Below are 19062 nucleotides of genomic sequence, written 5' to 3' on the forward strand. Positions count from 1 at the left end.
CCGGTGAGCGGCAGCCCCTGACGGGCGTGCCCGCGCCGGCCGTGCCTAGGCTGCGCGCATGGCCGATTTCGCGTACTCCGACCTGCTGCCACTGGGACCCGACGAGACGTCGTACCGCCTCGTGACCGCCGACGGCGTCAGCACCGTCGAGGCGGCCGGTCGCACCTTCCTGCACGTCGAGCCCGAGGCCCTGCGGCTGCTGTCGTTCGAGGCCCTCCGCGACATTTCACACCTGCTGCGACCCACTCATCTGGCGCAGCTGCGCGCGATCCTCGACGACCCGGAAGCCAGTCCGAACGACCGGTTCGTCGCCCTGGATCTGCTCAAGAACGCCAACGTGAGCGCCGGCGGTGTGCTGCCGATGTGTCAGGACACCGGTACGGCGATCGTCATGGGCAAGCGGGGCCAGCACGTGCTCACCCCCGGCGACGACGAGGCCGCCATCTCCCGGGGCATCTTCGACGCCTACTCGACCCTGAACCTGCGGTATTCGCAGATGGCGCCGCTGACGATGTGGGACGAACGCAACACCGGGACGAATCTGCCCGCCCAGGTCGAGCTGTACGCCGACACCGCGCCGGGCCACGAGGCGGTGTACAAGCTGCTGTACATGGCCAAGGGCGGCGGCTCGGCGAACAAGAGCTACCTCTTCCAGGAGACCAAGGCAGTCCTCAACCCGAAGGCGTTCCGTACCTTCCTCGACGCGAAGCTGCGCAGCCTGGGAACCGCAGCGTGTCCGCCGTACCACTTGGCGGTCGTCGTCGGCGGGACGAGCGCGGAGTTCGCCCTCAAGACCGCGAAGTATGCGTCGGCCCACTACCTCGACACGCTGCCGGCGAGTGGATCGGCTGTCGGCCACGGCTTCCGCGACCACGAGATGGAGGCCGAGATCCTGCGGATGACGCAGGAGTTCGGTATCGGCGCGCAGTTCGGCGGCAAGTACTTCTGCCACGACGTCCGGGTCATCCGGCTCCCCCGCCACGGTGCGTCCTGCCCGGTCGCGATCGCGGTCTCCTGCTCGGCGGACCGGCAGGCCCTGGCCAAGATCACGGCCGAGGGCGTCTTCCTGGAGGAACTCGAGCACGATCCGGCGCGGTTCCTGCCCGACGTGACCGACGAGCACCTCGACGACGACGTCGTCCACATCGACCTGAACCGCCCGATGGACGAGATCCGCGCCCAGCTCAGCACGCTGCCGGTCAAGACCCGGGTGTCGCTGCGCGGACCGCTGGTGGTGGCACGCGACATGGCCCACGCCCGGATCCAGCAGATGCTCGACAACGGCGAACCCCTGCCGGCCTACCTGCGCGACCACGCCGTCTACTACGCCGGTCCGGCCAAGACGCCCGCCGGCTACGCCTCCGGTTCGTTCGGTCCCACCACCGCCGGCCGGATGGACGCGTACGTCGACAGCTTCCAGGCCGCGGGCGGCTCCATGGTCATGCTGGCCAAGGGCAACCGGAGCAAGGCGGTGACCGAAGCCTGCCAGCGGCACGGCGGGTTCTACCTGGGCTCCATCGGCGGTCCGGCGGCCCGACTGGCGCAGGACAACATCCGCAAGGTGGAGGTGCTCGACTTCCCCGATTACGGCATGGAAGCGGTCTGGCGGATCGAGGTCGAGGACTTCCCCGCGTTCGTCGTGGTGGACGACAAGGGCAACGACTTCTTCGCCGAGACGATGCGTCCGACGACGCTGCGCATTCCGGTCGGGGCGCCCACCGGCGGTTGAACCGCCGGCTGACCGCGATCGGGCCGAATGCGGCCGCGTCGCTGGCGGCGGGAGCCGCGAATTCGCGCGACCATAGGGGCATGGACGGCTCAGCGGGGCAGGACGTACGGGTGGAGCACGACAGCCTCGGTGAGGTCCGTGTGGCCGCCGGCGCGCTCTGGCGGGCGCAGACCCAGCGGGCTGTCGAGAACTTCCCGATCTCCGGCGAACCGCTTCCCTCGTCGTTGCTGCGAGCCCTTGCCCTGGTGAAATCCGCTGCGGCGCAGGTTAATGCCGAGCACGGTGTGCTGCCACGGGACGTCGCCGACGCGATCAGCGCCGCCGCCGATGAGATCGTCGAGGGGGCCTACCCGGAGGCCTTCCCGGTCGACGTCTTCCAGACCGGCAGCGGGACCTCCACGAACATGAACGTGAACGAGGTCGTCGCGACCTTGGCCGAACGTCGGCTCCACCGACCGGTTCACGCCAACGACGACGTCAACGCGTCGCAGTCCAGCAATGACGTCTTCCCGACTGCCATTCACGTCGCCGCCGTGCAGGCTGTCGTGGACCGGCTGGTGCCGGCATTGGAGCATCTGGCGCACAGCCTGCGCGGCAAGGCCGAGCAGTATCGCGACGCGGTGAAGCCGGGCCGGACGCACCTGGTCGACGCGGCGCCCACGACGTTCGGTGCCGAGCTGAACGGCTACGCCACGTCGGTGGACCACGGCATCGCGCGTCTGCTGGCGACGTTGCCGCGGTTGGGCGAACTGCCGATCGGCGGTACGGCCGTCGGGACGGGCCTGAATGCGCCGAAGGGGTTCGGCGGCGAGGTGGCCCGGCGGCTGGCGGCGCGGACCGGGCTGCCGCTGCGGGAGGCCCGCGACCACGCGGAGGCGGCCGGCGGCCGCGATGGCCTCGTCGAGCTGTCCGGCCAGCTGCGCACGGTCGCCATCTCGCTGACGAAGATCTGCGACGACCTGCGGTGGATGGCCTCGGGACCCAACGCCGGTCTCGCGGAGATCACGCTGCCGGCCCTGCAACCGGGCTCGTCGATCATGCCCGGGAAGGTGAACCCGGTCGTCCCGGAAGCCGTCATCGGCGTCTGCGCGGCCGTCATCGGCAACGACGCCACTGTCGCGTGGTCAGCAGCCCGCGGCTCGTTCGAGCTCAACGTCGTCATGCCGGTGATGGGACGCGCTGTGCTGCAGTCGGTCGACTGGCTCGCGGCGTCGGTGCGGCTGCTGGCCGACCGCTGCGTCGACGGGATCGTCGCCGACGTCGAACGCATGCGGGACCTGGCGACCTCCTCGGATGCCGTGGTGACGCCGCTGGCGACGCGACTCGGCTACGACGAAGCCAGTTCGGTCGTCAAGGAGGCGCGTGCGACAGGCCAGAGCCTGCGTGCGGTCGTCCTGGCCCGCGGGCACGTCGACGCCGGACGGCTGACCGACGCCGAGCTCGACGACCTGCTCGACGTACGGCGGATGGCCCGGCCGCACGACGACTGAGCCACGCCCGATCAGCAGCAGCCGACGCGGGTCAGCAGCAGCCGGCCGAGGTCAGGAAGCGACAGGCGGCCAGGCGGCCGCGTCGGAGAGAGCCGGCGAGGCCAGGAGGAACCGGCGGGGTCAGTACCAGTGGTGCGAGCGCCAGAACGACCACGCCTTGGCCGGGGTGCCGTAGCGAGCGCGGATGTAGCGCAGTCCCACCTCGACCTGGATCTCGGGCGAGGCCATGTACTGCGCGACGGTGTAGCCGTTGCCACGGACCACCGCAGCCGACGTCTGCGGAATCCCGAGGTATTTGCCGCTCGGGTTGCGGGCCTTGTGACGCCAGGAACTCTCGCGCTGCCACATCGCCACGAGCGCGGTGTACTGCGCGCCGTCCCAGCGGTACTTGCGACCCATGTACTGCCGGGCATACCAGCGGTTGTACGTCGCTGTCCCGAAGCGGGCGGGCGCCAAGGACCGAACCGTGCGCAACGCCGACTTGGAGGTCTTGGTCGTGAAAACTGCTTGCGGCACAACGGCTGCGCCGGCGGTAGAGCCGGTCGTGACCGCCGCGGTCAAGGTTGCCGTGGTCGACGTTGCCGTGGCCGACGTTGCCGTGGTCACCGTCGCCGTGGTCGACGACGGTGCGGTCAAGGCCGACGTGGTTGATGCCGGAGCGGTCAGTGGGGCGGCTACCAGGCCAGTGGACGGTGGGGCCGCAGCGTCGGTAGCTGACGTCGCGGCCGGCTCGGTCGCATCGACGGCGGCAGCGTCCGCCGACGCCTGTGCCACGAGGGCGCCAGCGCCGACTGTCAGGGCGGTCGCGACGGCCAGGCCTCGCAGGGCTTGCTTGGACACACGTGTCCCTTCCTCGGACACGCCCCCTGGTGGGCGAGTCGACGGGGCCGCTGGCACAGGCAGGGCGTGAACGGGTCCAGGGTCGGCGCGCACGCACTGCACAGGCCCCCGCAGGGGCGGCGCGGGCACCATCGATCCGGCACGGGGCCGACTGACCGATCTGCCCGTCACGGGGCTCTTGATCGGGCTCTACCCTGCCGAGCAGGTCCCACAGCGCCAAGACCATGGGCCGTGAGGAGGACCACTCACCGGCGCTTCATTTCACGACTAATCGGACATCTAGGGGAGAACTACCCCTGATATCGGCGAATTCCTGTGACGTGTTGCACAGCCGTGTGTCCACATGGCGGACGACAGATCTCGACATTCGCTCACGGCGTGTCGCACTGTCGTCACGGCCGGTAGAACTTGGTGACGAAAGTCGGTCTCGGCCAGGCCATTCAGCCTCAGCCGAGATCAGTGCCCACGTCACCCAGCATCTCGGTCACCAGCGCGGCGATCGGCGATCGCTCGGACCGGGTCAGCGTGACATGCGCGAACAGCGGATGGCCTTTGAGCTTCTCAACGACGGCGACGACGCCGTCATGTCGGCCCACCCGCAGGTTGTCGCGCTGAGCGACATCGTGTGTCAGCACGACCCGGGAATCCCGGCCGATGCGCGACAACACCGTGAGCAGGACGTTGCGCTCCAACGACTGTGCTTCGTCGACGATGACGAAGGCATCGTGCAGCGAACGCCCGCGGATATGTGTCAGCGGCAGGACCTCGAGCATCCCGCGATCGACAATCTCCTCCACAACCTCCTGTGTCGCAAGGGCTCCCAGTGTGTCAAAGACCGCCTGCGCCCACGGCGACATCTTCTCGTGCTCGGTACCCGGCAGGTAGCCGAGATCCTGACCACCGACGGCAAACAGCGGGCGGAACACCACGACCTTGCGGTGCTGTTCCCGTTCCAACACCGATTCCAGTCCCGCACACAACGCCAGCGCGCTCTTGCCGGTACCCGCGCGACCACCGAGCGAGACGATCCCGATCTCCGGGTCGAGCAGCAGGTCCAGCGCGATCCGTTGTTCAGCGCTGCGACCGTGCAGGCCGAACGCTTCCCGGTCACCCCGGACCAAGCGAATCTGCTTGTCAGCAGTGACCCGACCGAGGCCGTGCCCACGCTCGCTGACCAGCACGATGCCGGTGTTGCACGGCAGATCACGGGCTTCGGCCAGGTCGATCCGCTCGTCCTGGAAGAGCCGGTCCAGGTCGTGTCCGGCGATGTCGAGTTCGACCATCCCGGTCCAGCCGGACTCGACCACCAGTTCCGCCCGGTATTCCTCGGCGGTCAATCCCACCGCGGACGCCTTGACCCGCATCGGCAGGTCCTTGCTCACCACGACGACGTCGTCACCGTCGGCAGCCAGGTTGCGGGCGACCGCGAGGATGCGAGTGTCGTTGTCCCCCAGGTGGAATCCCTTCGGCAGGATCGTTGGATCGGTGTGATTGAGTTCGACCCGGATCGTGCCGCCGGCAGTTCCCACCGGGATGGCCTGGTCGAGCCGGCCGTGCTCGACCCGCAGATCGTCGAGCAGGCGCAGCGCACTGCGCGCGAAGAAGCCGAGTTCCGGATGGGTGCGCTTGGCCTCGAGCTCGGTGATGACCACGACCGGGACCACGACTTCGTGTTCGTCGAAGCGCAACAACGCGTTCGGGTCTGACAACAGCACGCTGGTGTCGATGACGTAGGTACGGCGACTGCCAGCGGCTCGCGAAGCGTTGCGGTGCGCAGTGGGCACATCGGCCTCCGGTGTCGGGGGGCCGGCCGGGCGCCGGCCCGATGACGTGACGCTAGGCGCATCGAACGTCGCCGAACGACCGCCACGCCGGGCGGCAGGTGACATCGAGATGAACGGCTGCCTCACAACACCCAGCAGTCACGCTGCCTGGCCGTCAGGAGCCGTAGCGGCGCTCCCGGTCGGCGTACGCCCGAAGGGCCCGGACGAAGTCGACCTCGCGGAAGTCGGGCCAGAACGCTTCGCAGAAGTAGAACTCCGAATGAGCGCTCTGCCACAGCAGGAAACCGGACAGCCGTTGCTCGCCGGAGGTGCGGATCACCAGGTCCGGGTCGGGCTGGCCCTTGGTGTACAGGTGTTCGGCGATGTGCTCGACGTCCAGCAGCGCTGCGAGGTCGTCGAGGCTGGTGCCACGCTCGGCGTGCTGTTGCAGCAGCGCACGAACCGCGTCGACCACCTCCCGTCGACCGCCGTACCCGACCGCGACGTTGACCAGCGGGCCGCGTACGCCGGCGGTGGTCTCCTGAGCGTCCTTGAGCAGGGCCGTCGTCGACGACGGCAACAGGTCCAGCGCGCCGACCGGGTTGACCCGCCAGCGGCGGGCGGCCGCCAGGTGGCGCACGGTGTCTTCGATGATCCCGAGAAGCTGCGTCAGCTCCTGCGGGGGACGCGCCAGGTTGTCCGTCGACAGCAACCACAGCGTGACGACCTCGATGTGCAGGCTCTCGCACCAGCCGAGCAGTTCGTCGATCTTCGCCGCGCCAGCGCGGTGCCCTTCCGCGGACGAGGAACTCCGCTCGCTGGCCCAGCGCCGGTTGCCGTCGAGGATCACTCCGACGTGGCGGGGCAGCTGCGCCGGGTCGAGGTCGGCACGAAGGCGGCGGAGGTAGGCGCGGTAGACCAGATCCGACAGCGCCATGGGGCGAAGGCTACCGCCGCCGCCTGCGGGAAACCCTGTCGTGCACGCCAGAGCACGCGTTCGGCCCTGAACCCAGGAGGTCGTTCAGGCGGCGTCGGGACCCTGCGACCGGACGCGCTCGACGGCGGCCATGGCCTCGCGCAGTTCGGCCAGCCACGTCTGTTCGTGACGGCCGACCAGCCGCACGGACCAGGCCAGCGCGTCGGACCTGGAGCGGGCGACGCCGGCCTGCACCAACGTGTCGAGCACGAGACGGTCCTGCTGCCGCAGTCGCGTCATGACCGGGACCGACAGGGTCGTGAACAGCTCGCGACGACCGTCGCAGTCGACACCCCAGGCCACCTTGCGACCCGTGCGGTGCTCCAGCTCGCGGGCGATGTCGATGCGTTGCGGTCGGGTGCGTTCGCGGAACTCCTTGGTGCGGCCGGCGGCGGCCGCAGTGCGCTCGGCCTCCGAAGCTCCGGCAGCCAGCTCGACCGGCCGGAGCCGGCCGACGACGGTGATCTCTTCCCGGTCGACGACCACCTCGAGGTCACCGTCGAACCAGTCCTGCGGCACGCGGCCGGTGAGCCAGCCCCGTACTTGGTCGGTGAGGTGCTGAGTCATAGCGCGATGATTACACGATTACGTCGATGCAGGAAGGCCCGGCGGGCGCCCCGGTTCGGGCAGCGCGCCGACCTGGGCGGCCAACTGTCCGACGTCGGCGGTCGGCGCCTGGCAGCTGAAGTCGCGGCAGACGTACGCCGTCGCCCCATCGGCCAGCAGCGGACGGCCGACCACCAGGGCGGCTGCGGATTGGTCGGCGCCCGGAGGGTCGGCGGCGGGTGGGGCCACGGCGACCACGAGCCCCGGCGCCGTCCCCATCAGGGCGGTGTGATGCAGCGCGGCCCGCGCCGGATCGTCCGGCCCCACGACAGCGACCTCCCGTGGCCCGTCCGCCCATGCCTCGGCGACCGCCAACCCCCAGCCGGCGAAGCGGGGTTGGCTGCGGCCGATCGCGGCGACGACTCCCAGGGCCGCACCAGCGGCGTCGCGATGGGGAACGCTGCCGGTGAGAGCAGCGAACGTCAGCAGGGCGCCGGCCGCGGCGCTGCTGCCCGACGGAGTCGCGTTGTCCGCAGGGTCCTGGGGCCGCGCGACGAGTTCCTCTGCGTCCCAAGCGGTGTCGTAGAAGGCGCCGGTGTCGTCACGGAACTGGGACAGGACGACGTCGAGCAGCTGACCGGCCACCGTGAGCCAGCGCGGCCGCCCGGTGACCTGGTAGAGCGCCAGCAGTCCTTCGGCGACCCCGGCGTAGTCCTCCAGCACTCCGGCGTGCCGGCCGGCCGTCCCGTCGCGGGACACCCGGGCCAGTCGTACCCGGTCGGACTCCACGAGGTGGACGGCGACGAGCAGGTCAGCGGCTGCCGTTGCTGCGTCGAGGTACGCCGGAACTCCCAGCAGGGCACCAGCTTCGGCCAGCGCCGCGATCGCCAGTCCGTTCCAGCCGGCGACGACCTTGTCGTCGCGGGCCGGCTGCGGCCGTCCGGCGCGCGCGGCGAGCAACCGTTGCCGCACGGACTCCCATCGCACGCTGTCCTGGGGATCGGCCGGCAGTTGCAGCACCGAGCTGCCGCCCTCGAAGGTGCCGGTGGTCGTCACCTCCAGCAGTCGTGCGGCCCACGCGGCGTCGGCCGTCCCGAGCGCGGCGGCCAGTTGCTCCTGGGTCCACACATACGTCGACCCTTCGAGGCCGGCCGCATCGGCGTCGAGGGCCGATGCGAAGCCGCCCTGCTCGGTCCGCAACTCCCGCAGCAGGAAGTCCGCGGTCTCCCGGCTCACCCTCTCCGCCAGTCGGTGGCCGGTGGCACGCCACCAGTGCAGGTAAACCCGAAGCAGCAATGCGTTGTCGTACAACATCTTCTCGAAATGCGGCACCGTCCATGAGCGGTCGACGGCGTACCGGGCGAAGCCGCCGCCGAGCTGGTCGTACATCCCGCCGCGTGCCATCGCCTCGCAGGTGGCGCTGACAATCGCCAGGGCACGCCGGTCGCCGACTCGGCCATGATGACGGAGCAGGAACTCCAGCACCATGGACGGCGGGAACTTCGGCGCACCGCCGAACCCGGCGAACTGTGCGTCGTACTGCGAGGCGAGGACCGCGACCGCCTCGTCGAGCAAGGCAGCATCGGGTGGCCCACCGGTCACCGCCGGAATCTGCTGACGGGACAGCAGATCGCGGATGTCCGCGGCCGAACCGCGGACCGCGTCCCGACGATCGCGCCACGCATCGTCGACGGCGAGCAGGACCTGGGTGAACGCCGGCGAACCTGCGCGCGGTTCCCGCGGCCAGTACGTCCCGGCGTAGAACGGTGATCCGTCATGATCGACGAACACGGTCATCGGCCAGCCCCCGTGACCGGTCAGCGCCTGAGTCGCGCGCATGTACACCGCGTCGACATCGGGACGCTCCTCCCGATCGACCTTGACGCTGACGAACCGTGCATTCATGAGCCCGGCGGTGGCCGCATCCTCGAAGGACTCGTGCGCCATGACATGGCACCAGTGGCACGCGGCGTACCCGACGCTCAGCAGGATCGGTACGTCGCGGCGCTTGGCCTCCGCGAACGCCTCGGGTCCCCACTCCCACCAATCCACCGGATTCTCCGCGTGCTGGAGCAGGTACGGACTTGTCGCCGATGCGAGTCGGTTGGCCATGTCCTGTCACTCCTGCCAGTGGTGTTTGCATGAGAGATCCTTGAATGATGTTTCCGTGGAGGCCCTCTGCCCGGCATGTCGAGCGGAGTCCCGACTCCAGCCTAGGAGAGGTGGTCACGGTGGCAGCTCGCACGAAGACCACCCTGCTCGCCCAGGGCAAGGGAGCGCCGCCTCGACGGGACCGGCTGGTCGTGGCGGGTGCGGCTCTACGGGCCCGCCACTGGCGAAACCGGCTACCAGGTCATCTTCAAGGCCCCGGCCGGTGAAGGTGAGCCGCGGAAGCGAGTCCTGCGGCGAGCTTCATCGGAGGAGGAGCGCGCAAGATCTTCGCCCAGGCCGAAGCCGCACTCGACGCCGAGAGGGAGACTCCCGCGGCCGCCGGCGTGCGGGGATGAATTGGTGATCGGACTCCGGAGCATCTACCGACTAGGCCCCTACTGGGCGGACGGCAGGCTGTCTGGACGCCTGCAGAGTCGAGCGAAGACCTCGGAGATGAAGCAGTTCATCTCCGAGGTGCGAGGGAGGGTCACCGAGTCGTTCGCACGCTCGGTTGCAGCGAAGCTTGAGCAGCTCGGGATGACAACGAAGCTGTCGGTGAACAAGATCGGACAACAGCGGCTCGTGGATTCGAAGGGTCAGGACCTCGGAGACGTCGACATCCTGGCCGCACACCGGTCGACTCGATCCATCGTCGCGGTGGAGGCGAAAGACTGCGAGATCGCTCGGACCCCGCCGAGATCGCCGGGAGTTCGAGAAGCTCCTCAAAGGAAGAAGGGCAAGAAGTCGACGGTTGAGCTGCACAGCCGGCGGCTCGCGTGGCTCCGCGAGAACCTCGCCGAGGTCGTACGCAGCCTCGGCGTGGATCCCGATGACGGACCGTGGCAAGTCGTCGGGAGCATCGTCACCAGCGGCCCGTTACTGACGCCGCTGGTGGAACACAGTCCGCTTCCCGTCGTCCCGTACGTTGACCTACGGATCGAGGCCGCACGATCCTGGACCTTCGCCGTGGGTGCGTCAGGGGAAGAAGAAGCCGCGAACGACCCGGAGTAGGGCCTTGGCGTGCGGAACTTGAGCGAACGCGCCGCCGCTTCTCCACAGATCGGGGCCCGCCCAGCCGTTAGTTCCGTAACATCTATGATACGCTCGCTCCCTGGAGAGGAGTGATCGACATGACCGGCAACAGTGCCTTCTGGGATGACCTTGCCCGCGACCTTGAGGATCCTGAGTTCCTCCGGGAGTTCGTCGTCGAGTCCATGCGCATCGCCACCGTCGACAAGGTAGTCAACGCGCTCGATGACGCACGCGAGGCCGCTGGGCTGTCCAAGGCTGAGCTTGCTCGCGCCATCCAGGTCGAGCCGGCGACGATCCGGCGCCTCTTCGCCTCGGACAAGTCGAACCCGACGCTTGGCACGCTGGCCGAGGTCGCCGCAGCGCTCGGGATGCGAATTACTATCGAGCCGCTCGATGAGGACGAGCGGACGAAGGTTACCGAGCCCCTCCTGGCTGGACGGACCGCCGACCCCGCCGCCCTGGCTCGCCACCTCCACGAGCTGCGGACCCGCTCCAAGGTTCCGGCCTGACGTCACCCGATCGAGCGCGGGTTGCGGTTGAGGTATTCCTTGCCCATCGAGCGCACCGCCGCGTAGTCGGCGTCGCTCAACGTCGTGCGGAACGGCTTGTCACGACCGTCGATAACGACCAACAGCGGCTTCTCCTGCCCCTTGGCCTCGTAGTCGAGCAGGCAGAACAAGCGGTAGTGGTGGCGCCTCGGTCCGTCGATGCGAACCTCGAACCAGCCTCTCATGTCGCCCTTCATCGCCTCCCAGTAGCCGCCGCCGGTGAACCGCTTGGGCGGTGCCGTAGCAACGGCGATGAGAACGGCGCTGGCCTTCGCACGGACCGAGATCGGCCAGGAGCGCAGGGCATTGCGACCGGGCTCGGTCTGACCGGCGTCGTCCTCGACGTGCCGCTTGAAGTAGACGATGTCGTGCGGGTCGTCAGGAGAGGGCCCAATGCGCACAGTTGGCGCCGGAGCGTTCTTTCGCTTCTTTGAGCTCGCCATCACCGTCAACGCTATCGGCGACTACCGACATCGGCCGGGAGGCAGGTGCCCCCGTGATGCAAAGTAGTGATGCAAACTGTCCCGGGTACAGCGTTCAACGGCGATACGGCGTGAACCGACGCGGCACGCCAAGCGCTCTCTGACCTGCGGTTTAGCCGAAACCCGTCAACGACCATCTACGCGGCGACCATGTGGCACCAGTGGCGGCGGCGAGTCGACACTCAGCAGGATCGGTACGTCGCGGCGCTTAGCCTCCTCGAACGCCTCGGGTCCCCACTCCGACCAATCCACTGGATTGTCGGCGTGCTGGAGCAGGTACGGACTTAAGGCCGCCCCCGCCAGGTAGGCCGAGAAACGCGAGCGCAGTGACATCTTGGGCAACTGCGAAGTCTCGACGGGCGTCTCGCTCTCGTTGAGTCCCGTGAAGTCCGATGGCCCGGCCCCATCGGCAGGAATGCCAGTGCGTCGAACGAGTCGTGTCCTCGGATGGCCGATTCCAACTTGGTCCGGACGGCCTCAATCTGACGTTTCAGTTGGGTACCGATGTCGCCATGACAGGATGCCTGCTGCACGAGGTTGGTATAGAAGTCCGCGAACGCGAGACGTTCTCGGTTCCCGCGTCGATGAACTGAACGCGGTCGGGCTTGGGATGGGCGCTCGCAGTGTGGGCGCCGGCACCAACAACCGGGCGGACCTCGACTGCTCGGAGTGGCTAGGCTGCCAACCTTGGCGAATCTGCTCGCGTCTACTTCCAGGTCGTCGACCGTCGCGCGACCTCGTAGATCGCCTCGATCTGCCGCGTGCTCAGCTGGAGAATCCGCAAAAGGTCGATCGCACGAACCGCAAAGGTCGATTCGATCTTGATTCTCGCCCTTCCCCGGCCCCGCGCTTCTCCGGCACCTACTGCGACGCCCGCCTGGCACTGGCTACCAGTGCGGAGGCGGGGCGGCCTGGGGCGCGGTGTGCTCGGTCCAGCCCGAACCGTCCCAGTACTTCTGACCCGGCCCGTGCGGGTTCGGATACCAACCAGCGGGAACGTCCGGCGGCGGAGGCGGCGGAAGATCGGGAACGATCCGCAGCTTGACCGTTGCAGGCCAGGAACCCTCGTGCGCGACAGGGTCGACCTGTGACCGTTCGGCCAGTGCGCGGGTCAGTTCCTCGTAGAGGGCAGCGAAGCCGGCAGTGTGCTTCTTGAGGAAATGTAACTGGTGACGTCTGCCGCCCTTAGTCCGAATATCCAGTCGACCATTCCTGACGATGTTCGCATCGCGATAGTCAACAGTCGCAATGTCGTTGATGGCGACCTTGACCTCGGACGGAATCGGTTCGCCCGGAATCTTGGTTCCTGCAACACCCAGTGTGGCCATCTTGTTGCGGCCCCGCACGCGCAGCGTATGACCGTCGAAATCGACATCGATGGCGTACCCCCGGATGCTCATGCTCCCCATTCCCCTGGCCGCGATCGCTTCATACCCCGTCCTCTCCTGCCGCCCCGGCGGCTGCTGAGCCTTCCCCGCTCCGCAGGATGCAGGTGGTGCGGCCCGACTTCAAGCCTGTCAACGGGGACGTCTTGGCAACCCCTGCCCTGCCGATGCGGTGAGTGCGCCTCAGCCACGCCGGGGACGTTACGGGAGCCGTCCGACACTGTTCAGCCGGCTTTCGCAGTGTCGTCGCCCGTCACGATCGTCGATGACGTTATGGCCGCCCAGCATGGGGGCGCAATCGCTCACGTCACGGCAGCAGCAGGCAGGAGTCGCCGAACTCGTGCCAGCGGTAACCGCACCTCGCCGCCTCGGCGTACGCCGCGCTGACCGCGTCGGGACCGGCAATGGCCTGCAGCAGCAACAGGTGCGACGCCTGCGGCTCATGCCATCCCGTGAGCAAGCCGGACACCACGCGCGCCGGTCGGGACGGCCCCAGCACGAGGTCGGTCCACCCCTCACCAGGCACGACACGGCCGGCCGGCAGCGCCGCCGATTCCAGTGCCCGGGTCACCGTCGTACCGACCGCGACGACGCGACCGCCGCTCGCCCGGGTGAGTTCGACGAGGCGGGCGGTCTGCGCTGGCACGCGGTACCACTCGGGCGCCGGTGGCTCGGCGGCCTCGGGCGACGAGAAGCCGGTGTGCAGCACGACCGGGGCGATCGTGATCCCTGCCGCGACCAGCGACGTCACGACCTCGGCGGTCAGCGGTCGTGCGGCGCTGGGCATTTCCGCACTGCCGACCGGCGCATCGGGATCGGCGTCCGGACCTGGCGCGGTGGCAAACACCGTCTGATACGCCGACAGCGGCCAGGATCCTTCGACGTGGGAGTACGCGATCGGCTGCCCGTACCGACGAAGGTATCCCTCAAGGCCGCCCTCCACAGCGGCTGCCGCGCGCCACAACCGGGCGCCGCGCGCCGACTGCCCTGCGGGGAAAGGTGCCGTCAGCCGCAAACTGACCTCCCCCGGGAGCTCGACGACGTCGCCGACCGCAGCGGTCAGCACCGGACCGCTGCGGTCCGGTCGGCGCAGTTCCACGACCCATTCCCGCCGCCCACCGGGCGACGCCATGGCGTGAACCGTCACCGGGACGCTGCCCAGCGCCGCCCCGTCGACCGCGGCGGGCAAGGTGGCAGACGTGTTGACCACCACCAGGTCACCGGCCCGCAGGACCGACGGCAGCGCAGGGAGCCGGTGGTGGCGAAGCACCGGACCGCCCGCGCCGGTCGTGACCACGAGCAGACGTACGTCGTCACGTCGCCCGCCGCCCGCCTCAATCGGCGTCCGGGCGTCCGGACCGGACGCCACCCTCGACGTCGTCATGGCCGCTCCGGCGACGGACGCGACGGCGCCAGATCCGCCGCGCGGAAGCGGCCGCTCGGCGGGCGCTGGTCGATCAGCCGTAACAGAGCGGGCAGCACGGTGACCGGCTCCGGGCGATCGGAGATGTCCTGTCCGGGAAAGGCCAACTGGTGCATCGCGGTCCGCATGTCGCCGGGATCGAAGGCGTAGCTGCGCAGGTCGGGTTCCTCCGCCGCCAGGACAGCCGACAGCTGATCGAGCGCGGCCTTGGATGCGCCGTACGCACCCCAACCGACGTAGGCCTCCGTGGCAGCGTCCGAACTGAGGTTGATCACCGTCCCCGCGGTGGCCCGCAAGTGCGGCAGCAGGAGCTGGAGCAAGGCAAGCGGAGCCACCGTATTGGTGTGCAGCACAGCGGCGAACGTCTCGATGTCATAGTCGCGCAAGGGTGGAAGCGGACTGGTCCCGAGCGTGCTCGCGTTGTTGACCACCAGGTCGAGCCGCCCGTACGCCGCGACCGCCGTGGCGATCGACTCGCGATGCGCCGGGTCGCCGACGTCACCGGCGATGGCGACGAGCCGTCCGGAACCGGTTCCCGCTGAAGGGACCTCCGCGATGTCGGTGGCGGCCTCGACTGCCGCCGCCAGCGCCCTGGGGTCGCGGCCGTCGATGATGACCGTCCAGCCTCGACCGCCCAGCGACCGGGCGAGTTCTCGGCCGAGGCCGCGGGAACCGCCGGTCACGACGGCGACGTGCGACGGCGATGCGACGGCCTGCTCCGATGCCATGAACGGGAGCCTAAAATCTGAAGTTGACTTCAAGTCAATATCGCTGGAGCAGGCCAGTGCCGCGTCCTATCATCGCGGTCGTGGCCTCCGTCGACGACCCGATGACCGTGGGAGAGGTCGCCGCACGATCGGGTCTGTCGCCTTCCGCACTGCGGTTCTACGAACGCGAAGGCCTGATCGAAGCTCATCGCACCGCCGGAGGGCAGCGGCGTTACGAACGAGCGGTACTGCGGCGGTTGGCGTTCATCCGCGCGGCCCGGACGGTCGGCATCGGCCTGACCGAGGTCCGGGCAGCCCTCGACACGCTGCCGTCGTCGCGAACCCCGACGCGAGCCGACTGGTCCCGGATCTCCCGGCTCTGGCGGGCTCGGCTGGACGCCGACATCGACGCGCTCGTTGCGCTGCGCGACGGCCTGGACTCGTGCATCGGCTGCGGTTGCCTGTCGCTACGACGATGCCGACTGTCCAACCCCGACGACCGGGCAGCGACGGCCGGCCCGGGTGCGGCCTTCCTGCCCCGCCGGCTCCGCGACGCCGAACCGTGACCGAACCCCTGCTCGTGCGGCCCGGAGTGGTCATCCCCGCCGCCGAGTTGTCGTGGCGTTTCTCCCGTTCGTCCGGGCCGGGCGGCCAGTCGGTGAACACGACGGATTCTCGGGTGTCGTTGTCGTATGACGTCCAGCGCGGTACGGCGCTGCCGGCCGCGCTGCGTGACCGCGCGCTGGCCCGGCTGGGTGACCGCCTCGCCGACGGCGTACTCACTGTTCACGCCGAGCGGGAACGATCTCAACTGTTGAACCGGCAGGCCGCGCTGCACCGGCTGGCCCGGCTACTGCGGGAGGCGACCGATCCACCCGGCCCGCGCCGTAGCCCGACACGGCCCGGCCTCGGTGCCGTCGAGCGACGGTTGAAATCGAAACAACGCCGCGGTCTCACCAAACGACTACGAGGACCCGTCGCCGACGACTGACTCACCGCGGCGGACGTGCACCGGTCACCGCCGTACCGGACACGGCCGCGGCGGACACCGCTGCGGCGGCAAACCCGGGTCCCGCGCGACCTATGGTCAACTCGGGGGCGACTGTGTACGGTAAACCGCGTTGCCTCTGTCCCACGAACGTTCTTGAACGCCCGCGGTCTGGTAGCGGGCGTTTCGTCGTATTCCCCCAGGATCGGCCGCGGGACACCGGCACCGGCGTGCGCCGTGCACGTCCGAACCCCGCAGCACAGGAGTAGGAACATGCCACAGGGCACAGTCAAGTGGTTCAACGCCGACAAGGGTTTCGGTTTCATCGCCCAGGACGGCGGCGGGCCGGATGTCTTCGTTCACTTCAGCGCCATCGTCGCCGACGGCTACCGCAGCCTCGATGAGAACCAGCGCGTCGAGTTCGAAATCACGCAGGGCCAGAAGGGCCCGCAGGCCGACAGCGTTCGAGCCATCTGACGCGACGTCCAGTTTTCGATTGAGCGCACCCCCGCGGCAATCCGTGGGGGTGCGCTCTATCGCGGGCCGGGTTTCGGCGGCGGCCTGAAACCTCAGCCGGACGTCGCCGGCGCCCGGGAACTGGCCTCGGCTAGTTGCGCCTCGACCCGATGGCTCACCCACCGCTCCGCGAAGAACGAGGCGAACGGCACCGTGCCGGCGAGCGCGACGAGGATCAACCGCCACAGCGGCCACCGGAGCCGGAAGCCGAGATCGAGCGCGGTCACGACGTACACCACGAACAGCCAACCGTGCGCGACCCAGCCGACCGAGTACAACCCGGTCTCGCGCAACGATGACACCGTCAGGCTGTAACACAGCGCCAGTGTCATCACCGCGAGCACGACACCGGTGAGCCACGCCATCACCCGGTAGCGCAGCAGCGCACCCCGCATGCCATCTCCTCCTGCCCAGCCGTCCAACCGTCCCCCTACTGTCGCGCGCCGTGCCGGGCAGCCGCCGGGCGCCCCTGCATCCGGTGGCACCGGACTGCCGGATCGGACTTCCGATCAGGTCTGCTCGACCGAGCGGGCCGGGGCGGGCGTAGCAGCCCCGGCGGCATCGGCTCGGGCGCGGCGAAGGTCGTCGCGCAGCCAGCGAGCCCACAGCAGGACCGCGAACAGCGCGAAGATCCACCACTGCACCGCGTACGCCGCGTTCTGCAACGGCCAGCCGGGCGTCGGCGTTGCGACCGTGATCGCGACCGGAGCCGGGGCCGTCGCGGGAGCCGGCGCCGTCGCAGTGGCGAGCACCAGACCGCCTCGCAGCGGGACGTCCACGCGGTCGGCCACCAGATCCCGACTGATCGCTGTCGGCGCGCCGACGCCGGTCGCGCCGCGATAGAAGGACTCCCACCCCTGGAGCACGCCGGTGACCTCGACCTCACCGGCGGGGACGGCCGCGGCCGGGTCCTGCGGATCGGCGACCCAGCCGCGCACGATCGCCACGGCGGTCCCGTCGTCCAGCAGCAGCGGGGAGACCACCCAACTGCCGGTGCGCCCCGCAGCATCGGTGCGGTTGGCGACGGTCACCTGGCCGGTGGTGGCGAAGCGGCCGCGCGCGACGACCGGCCGGCCGAGCGCCGTCCCGGACGCGTCGTCGCCGGCCGCGACCAGGCTGGCGACCGGAACCGGGGCCGCCAAGGCGGCCGCCTCGGCGTGACGCAGCTGCTGGGCCCGCTCGAACTGCCAGAAGCCGAGCAGCCCGCACAGCACCACGGCGGCGATCGCCGCTGCCGTCAGACCGACCCAGCGCGGCGTGAACAGCACCCCGGACACCTCGGCGCGCACCTGGTCCGCCCGGTTCATCCGCCCGGCGTACGCCGAGCTGGGCCGCCCTGCCCGTCCGCAGCGTCCGACGCCGGACCGTCGGCGCCGTCGGGCCGCGGTCCGGGAGACGAGGTGGACTCGGACTCCGACCCCTGGACCGGCGGCTCGAAGGTGGGCGGTACCCGGCGCAGGTGACGGGTCATCGACCGGCCGAGGATGATCACCGCCGCGATCAGCACGATGAACGACAGCAGCCCCAGCAGGCCCGGCGTCACGCGACTCGCGTCGATCGGCGCCGACCCAGCTGGCGCCGACGGGCTGGGGGTCGCCGCGAGCGCCGCCAACAGCGTCATGCCGACTCCTGCCGGCCTGGCGCCTCGCGCAGACCGGCGAACAAGTCGTCCTCTGGCAGCTGCGTCGCCACCCGTGACCGCGCCAGTTCGAACTCCTCGTACGGCGCGACCTCCTGTTGCAGTTCCAACGGCGCGGCGAACCAGAACCCGGTGGGATCGACCTGCGTCGCATGCGCCCGCAACGCGTCGTCGCGGACCGGGAAGTACTCGGCGCATTCGACCCGGGTGGTGATCCGCTCGGCGTCCTCCGGGCGATCCTCCCAGCGCTGCAGCCACGGCCCGTACGGCGATTCCAACTCGGCGGCGAGCATCGCCTCGTGCAGCGCGAGCAGCGAACGCTTGCTGCGGCCGTTGTAGTAGAGCTTCGACGGCTGCCACGGCTGACCCATCCCCGGGTACCTCGCCGGGTCGCCGGCTGCCTCGAACGCCGCCACGCTGACCTCGTGGCAGCGGATGTGGTCGGGGTGCGGATAGCCGCCGTGTTCGTCGTACGTCGTCATGACGTGCGGCCGGAACTCGCGGACCAGCGCCACGAGCGGCCCGGTGACGTCGTCCAGCGGCAACGCCGCGAAGCAGCCGGCGGGCAACGGCGGCAGCGGATCGCCTTCGGGCAGACCCGAATCGATGAACCCCAGCCAGGCGTGCCGCACACCGAGGATGCGCGCCGCGGCGGCCATCTCGGCGCGCCGGACCGCCGGCATGTCGGTGCGGGCGGCTTCGGAATCCGCTGCCGGGTTGAGGATGTCGCCGCGCTCGCCACCGGTGCAGGACACGACGAGCACCTCGACACCTTCGGCGACGTACCGAGCTGTCGTGGCCGCGCCCTTGCTGGACTCGTCGTCGGGATGCGCGTGGACCGCCATGA

At 69.5% G+C, this 19062-nt stretch carries 21 protein-coding genes and 1 pseudogene; 8 read left to right on the forward strand and 14 right to left on the reverse strand.

What is annotated here, in order from left to right:
• Positions 1 to 58 precede the first annotated feature (58 nt).
• Both EPO13_11150 and EPO13_11155 read left to right on the forward strand, forming a co-directional pair.
• A complete protein-coding gene (locus tag EPO13_11150; GenBank protein TAK68646.1) occupies positions 59 to 1729 on the forward strand; it encodes a fumarate hydratase in 1671 nt (556 codons plus the stop codon).
• 80 nt (positions 1730 to 1809) lie between these two features.
• Positions 1810 to 3219, forward strand: a complete 1410-nt coding sequence (locus EPO13_11155) for a class II fumarate hydratase (protein TAK68647.1) — start codon at positions 1810 to 1812, stop codon at positions 3217 to 3219.
• A 120-nt stretch (positions 3220 to 3339) separates the two neighbouring features.
• Here the strand turns inward: EPO13_11155 and EPO13_11160 are convergent, their stop codons facing one another.
• From EPO13_11160 to EPO13_11180, 5 genes are all read right to left on the reverse strand, one after another.
• The gene (locus EPO13_11160; GenBank protein TAK68648.1) at positions 3340 to 3675 is read right to left on the reverse strand and encodes a hypothetical protein; all 336 of its coding nucleotides are present in this window, start codon (positions 3673 to 3675) and stop codon (positions 3340 to 3342) included.
• Between the two features lie 830 nt (positions 3676 to 4505).
• Positions 4506 to 5948, reverse strand: coding sequence for a PhoH family protein (locus EPO13_11165; protein ID TAK68716.1), 1443 nt, complete (start codon positions 5946 to 5948; stop codon positions 4506 to 4508).
• 49 nt (positions 5949 to 5997) lie between these two features.
• On the reverse strand, positions 5998 to 6759 hold the full coding sequence (locus EPO13_11170) for an isoprenyl transferase (GenBank protein ID TAK68649.1): 762 nt from the start codon (positions 6757 to 6759) through the stop codon (positions 5998 to 6000).
• Between the two features lie 84 nt (positions 6760 to 6843).
• A complete protein-coding gene (locus EPO13_11175) occupies positions 6844 to 7365 on the reverse strand; it encodes a hypothetical protein (protein ID TAK68650.1) in 522 nt (173 codons plus the stop codon).
• An 18-nt stretch (positions 7366 to 7383) separates the two neighbouring features.
• Positions 7384 to 9456, reverse strand: a complete 2073-nt coding sequence (locus EPO13_11180; GenBank protein TAK68651.1) for a thioredoxin domain-containing protein — start codon at positions 9454 to 9456, stop codon at positions 7384 to 7386.
• Positions 9457 to 9575: 119 nt separating this feature from the next.
• On the opposite strand from EPO13_11180, the pseudogene EPO13_11185 reads away from it, so the two are divergent.
• The 3 genes and pseudogenes from EPO13_11185 to EPO13_11195 all read left to right on the forward strand — a co-directional run bounded on the left by EPO13_11185 (position 9576) and on the right by EPO13_11195 (position 11036).
• Positions 9576 to 9845, forward strand: a pseudogene (locus EPO13_11185) (hypothetical protein).
• A 10-nt stretch (positions 9846 to 9855) separates the two neighbouring features.
• Positions 9856 to 10506: a hypothetical protein gene (locus EPO13_11190; GenBank protein TAK68652.1), complete on the forward strand. Its 651-nt coding sequence runs from the start codon at positions 9856 to 9858 to the stop codon at positions 10504 to 10506.
• A 119-nt stretch (positions 10507 to 10625) separates the two neighbouring features.
• Positions 10626 to 11036, forward strand: a complete 411-nt coding sequence (locus EPO13_11195; GenBank protein TAK68717.1) for an XRE family transcriptional regulator — start codon at positions 10626 to 10628, stop codon at positions 11034 to 11036.
• A 2-nt stretch (positions 11037 to 11038) separates the two neighbouring features.
• On the opposite strand, the gene EPO13_11200 is transcribed toward EPO13_11195, so the two are convergent.
• The 5 genes from EPO13_11200 to EPO13_11220 all read right to left on the reverse strand — a co-directional run bounded on the left by EPO13_11200 (position 11039) and on the right by EPO13_11220 (position 15093).
• Entirely contained in the window at positions 11039 to 11476 is a 438-nt protein-coding gene (locus EPO13_11200) for a hypothetical protein (protein TAK68653.1), read from the reverse strand.
• Positions 11477 to 11683: 207 nt separating this feature from the next.
• On the reverse strand, positions 11684 to 11890 hold the full coding sequence (locus tag EPO13_11205) for a DUF255 domain-containing protein (protein TAK68718.1): 207 nt from the start codon (positions 11888 to 11890) through the stop codon (positions 11684 to 11686).
• 554 nt (positions 11891 to 12444) lie between these two features.
• Positions 12445 to 12885, reverse strand: a complete 441-nt coding sequence (locus EPO13_11210) for a DUF2510 domain-containing protein (GenBank protein ID TAK68719.1) — start codon at positions 12883 to 12885, stop codon at positions 12445 to 12447.
• Between the two features lie 364 nt (positions 12886 to 13249).
• A complete protein-coding gene (locus EPO13_11215) occupies positions 13250 to 14326 on the reverse strand; it encodes an S-adenosylmethionine:tRNA ribosyltransferase-isomerase (protein TAK68654.1) in 1077 nt (358 codons plus the stop codon).
• A complete protein-coding gene (locus tag EPO13_11220) occupies positions 14323 to 15093 on the reverse strand; it encodes an SDR family oxidoreductase (GenBank protein TAK68655.1) in 771 nt (256 codons plus the stop codon). The genes EPO13_11215 and EPO13_11220 overlap by 4 nt, the downstream gene beginning before the upstream one ends.
• A 101-nt stretch (positions 15094 to 15194) precedes the next feature.
• Here EPO13_11220 and soxR point away from each other — a divergent pair, with 101 nt between their 5' ends.
• From soxR to EPO13_11235, 3 genes are all read left to right on the forward strand, one after another.
• On the forward strand, positions 15195 to 15638 hold the full coding sequence (gene soxR, locus EPO13_11225) for a redox-sensitive transcriptional activator SoxR (protein TAK68720.1): 444 nt from the start codon (positions 15195 to 15197) through the stop codon (positions 15636 to 15638).
• Positions 15548 to 16063 (forward strand): aminoacyl-tRNA hydrolase, encoded by a 516-nt coding sequence (locus tag EPO13_11230; protein TAK68656.1) that lies wholly within the window; start codon positions 15548 to 15550, stop codon positions 16061 to 16063. The genes soxR and EPO13_11230 overlap by 91 nt, the downstream gene beginning before the upstream one ends.
• 270 nt (positions 16064 to 16333) lie before the next feature.
• Positions 16334 to 16537 carry a cold-shock protein gene (locus EPO13_11235; GenBank protein TAK68657.1) on the forward strand — a complete coding sequence of 68 codons (204 nt, stop codon included), beginning with the start codon at positions 16334 to 16336 and terminating at the stop codon, positions 16535 to 16537.
• A gap of 92 nt (positions 16538 to 16629) precedes the next feature.
• On the opposite strand, the gene EPO13_11240 is transcribed toward EPO13_11235, so the two are convergent.
• The 4 genes from EPO13_11240 to mca all read right to left on the reverse strand — a co-directional run bounded on the left by EPO13_11240 (position 16630) and on the right by mca (position 19060).
• Positions 16630 to 16971, reverse strand: coding sequence for a DUF3817 domain-containing protein (locus EPO13_11240; GenBank protein ID TAK68658.1), 342 nt, complete (start codon positions 16969 to 16971; stop codon positions 16630 to 16632).
• Positions 16972 to 17085: 114 nt separating this feature from the next.
• A complete protein-coding gene (locus EPO13_11245; protein ID TAK68659.1) occupies positions 17086 to 17883 on the reverse strand; it encodes an SURF1 family protein in 798 nt (265 codons plus the stop codon).
• Positions 17880 to 18197, reverse strand: a complete 318-nt coding sequence (locus EPO13_11250) for a hypothetical protein (GenBank protein TAK68660.1) — start codon at positions 18195 to 18197, stop codon at positions 17880 to 17882. The genes EPO13_11245 and EPO13_11250 overlap by 4 nt, the downstream gene beginning before the upstream one ends.
• A complete protein-coding gene (gene mca / locus EPO13_11255) occupies positions 18194 to 19060 on the reverse strand; it encodes a mycothiol conjugate amidase Mca (protein TAK68721.1) in 867 nt (288 codons plus the stop codon). Before mca ends, EPO13_11250 begins: the two co-directional genes overlap by 4 nt.
• Positions 19061 to 19062 lie beyond the last annotated feature (2 nt).

The sequence above is a fragment of the Actinomycetota bacterium genome (assembly GCA_004297305.1).
Classification (GTDB): domain Bacteria; phylum Actinomycetota; class Actinomycetes; order S36-B12; family FW305-bin1; genus FW305-bin1.

Coding starts and splice junctions, on each gene's coding strand:
- EPO13_11150 (TAK68646.1), top strand. CDS start 59: ATGGCCGATTTCGCGTACTCCGACCTGCTGCCACTGGGACCCGACGAG.
- EPO13_11155 (TAK68647.1), top strand. CDS start 1,810: ATGGACGGCTCAGCGGGGCAGGACGTACGGGTGGAGCACGACAGCCTC.
- EPO13_11165 (TAK68716.1), bottom strand. CDS start 5,948: ATGTCACCTGCCGCCCGGCGTGGCGGTCGTTCGGCGACGTTCGATGCG.
- EPO13_11170 (TAK68649.1), bottom strand. CDS start 6,759: ATGGCGCTGTCGGATCTGGTCTACCGCGCCTACCTCCGCCGCCTTCGT.
- EPO13_11175 (TAK68650.1), bottom strand. CDS start 7,365: ATGACTCAGCACCTCACCGACCAAGTACGGGGCTGGCTCACCGGCCGC.
- EPO13_11180 (TAK68651.1), bottom strand. CDS start 9,456: ATGGCCAACCGACTCGCATCGGCGACAAGTCCGTACCTGCTCCAGCAC.
- EPO13_11195 (TAK68717.1), top strand. CDS start 10,626: ATGACCGGCAACAGTGCCTTCTGGGATGACCTTGCCCGCGACCTTGAG.
- EPO13_11205 (TAK68718.1), bottom strand. CDS start 11,890: ATGTCACTGCGCTCGCGTTTCTCGGCCTACCTGGCGGGGGCGGCCTTA.
- EPO13_11210 (TAK68719.1), bottom strand. CDS start 12,885: ATGGCCACACTGGGTGTTGCAGGAACCAAGATTCCGGGCGAACCGATT.
- EPO13_11215 (TAK68654.1), bottom strand. CDS start 14,326: ATGACGACGTCGAGGGTGGCGTCCGGTCCGGACGCCCGGACGCCGATT.
- EPO13_11220 (TAK68655.1), bottom strand. CDS start 15,093: ATGGCATCGGAGCAGGCCGTCGCATCGCCGTCGCACGTCGCCGTCGTG.
- soxR (TAK68720.1), top strand. CDS start 15,195: ATGACCGTGGGAGAGGTCGCCGCACGATCGGGTCTGTCGCCTTCCGCA.
- EPO13_11230 (TAK68656.1), top strand. CDS start 15,548: ATGCCGACTGTCCAACCCCGACGACCGGGCAGCGACGGCCGGCCCGGG.
- EPO13_11235 (TAK68657.1), top strand. CDS start 16,334: ATGCCACAGGGCACAGTCAAGTGGTTCAACGCCGACAAGGGTTTCGGT.
- EPO13_11240 (TAK68658.1), bottom strand. CDS start 16,971: ATGCGGGGTGCGCTGCTGCGCTACCGGGTGATGGCGTGGCTCACCGGT.
- EPO13_11245 (TAK68659.1), bottom strand. CDS start 17,883: ATGAACCGGGCGGACCAGGTGCGCGCCGAGGTGTCCGGGGTGCTGTTC.
- EPO13_11250 (TAK68660.1), bottom strand. CDS start 18,197: ATGACGCTGTTGGCGGCGCTCGCGGCGACCCCCAGCCCGTCGGCGCCA.
- mca (TAK68721.1), bottom strand. CDS start 19,060: ATGGCGGTCCACGCGCATCCCGACGACGAGTCCAGCAAGGGCGCGGCC.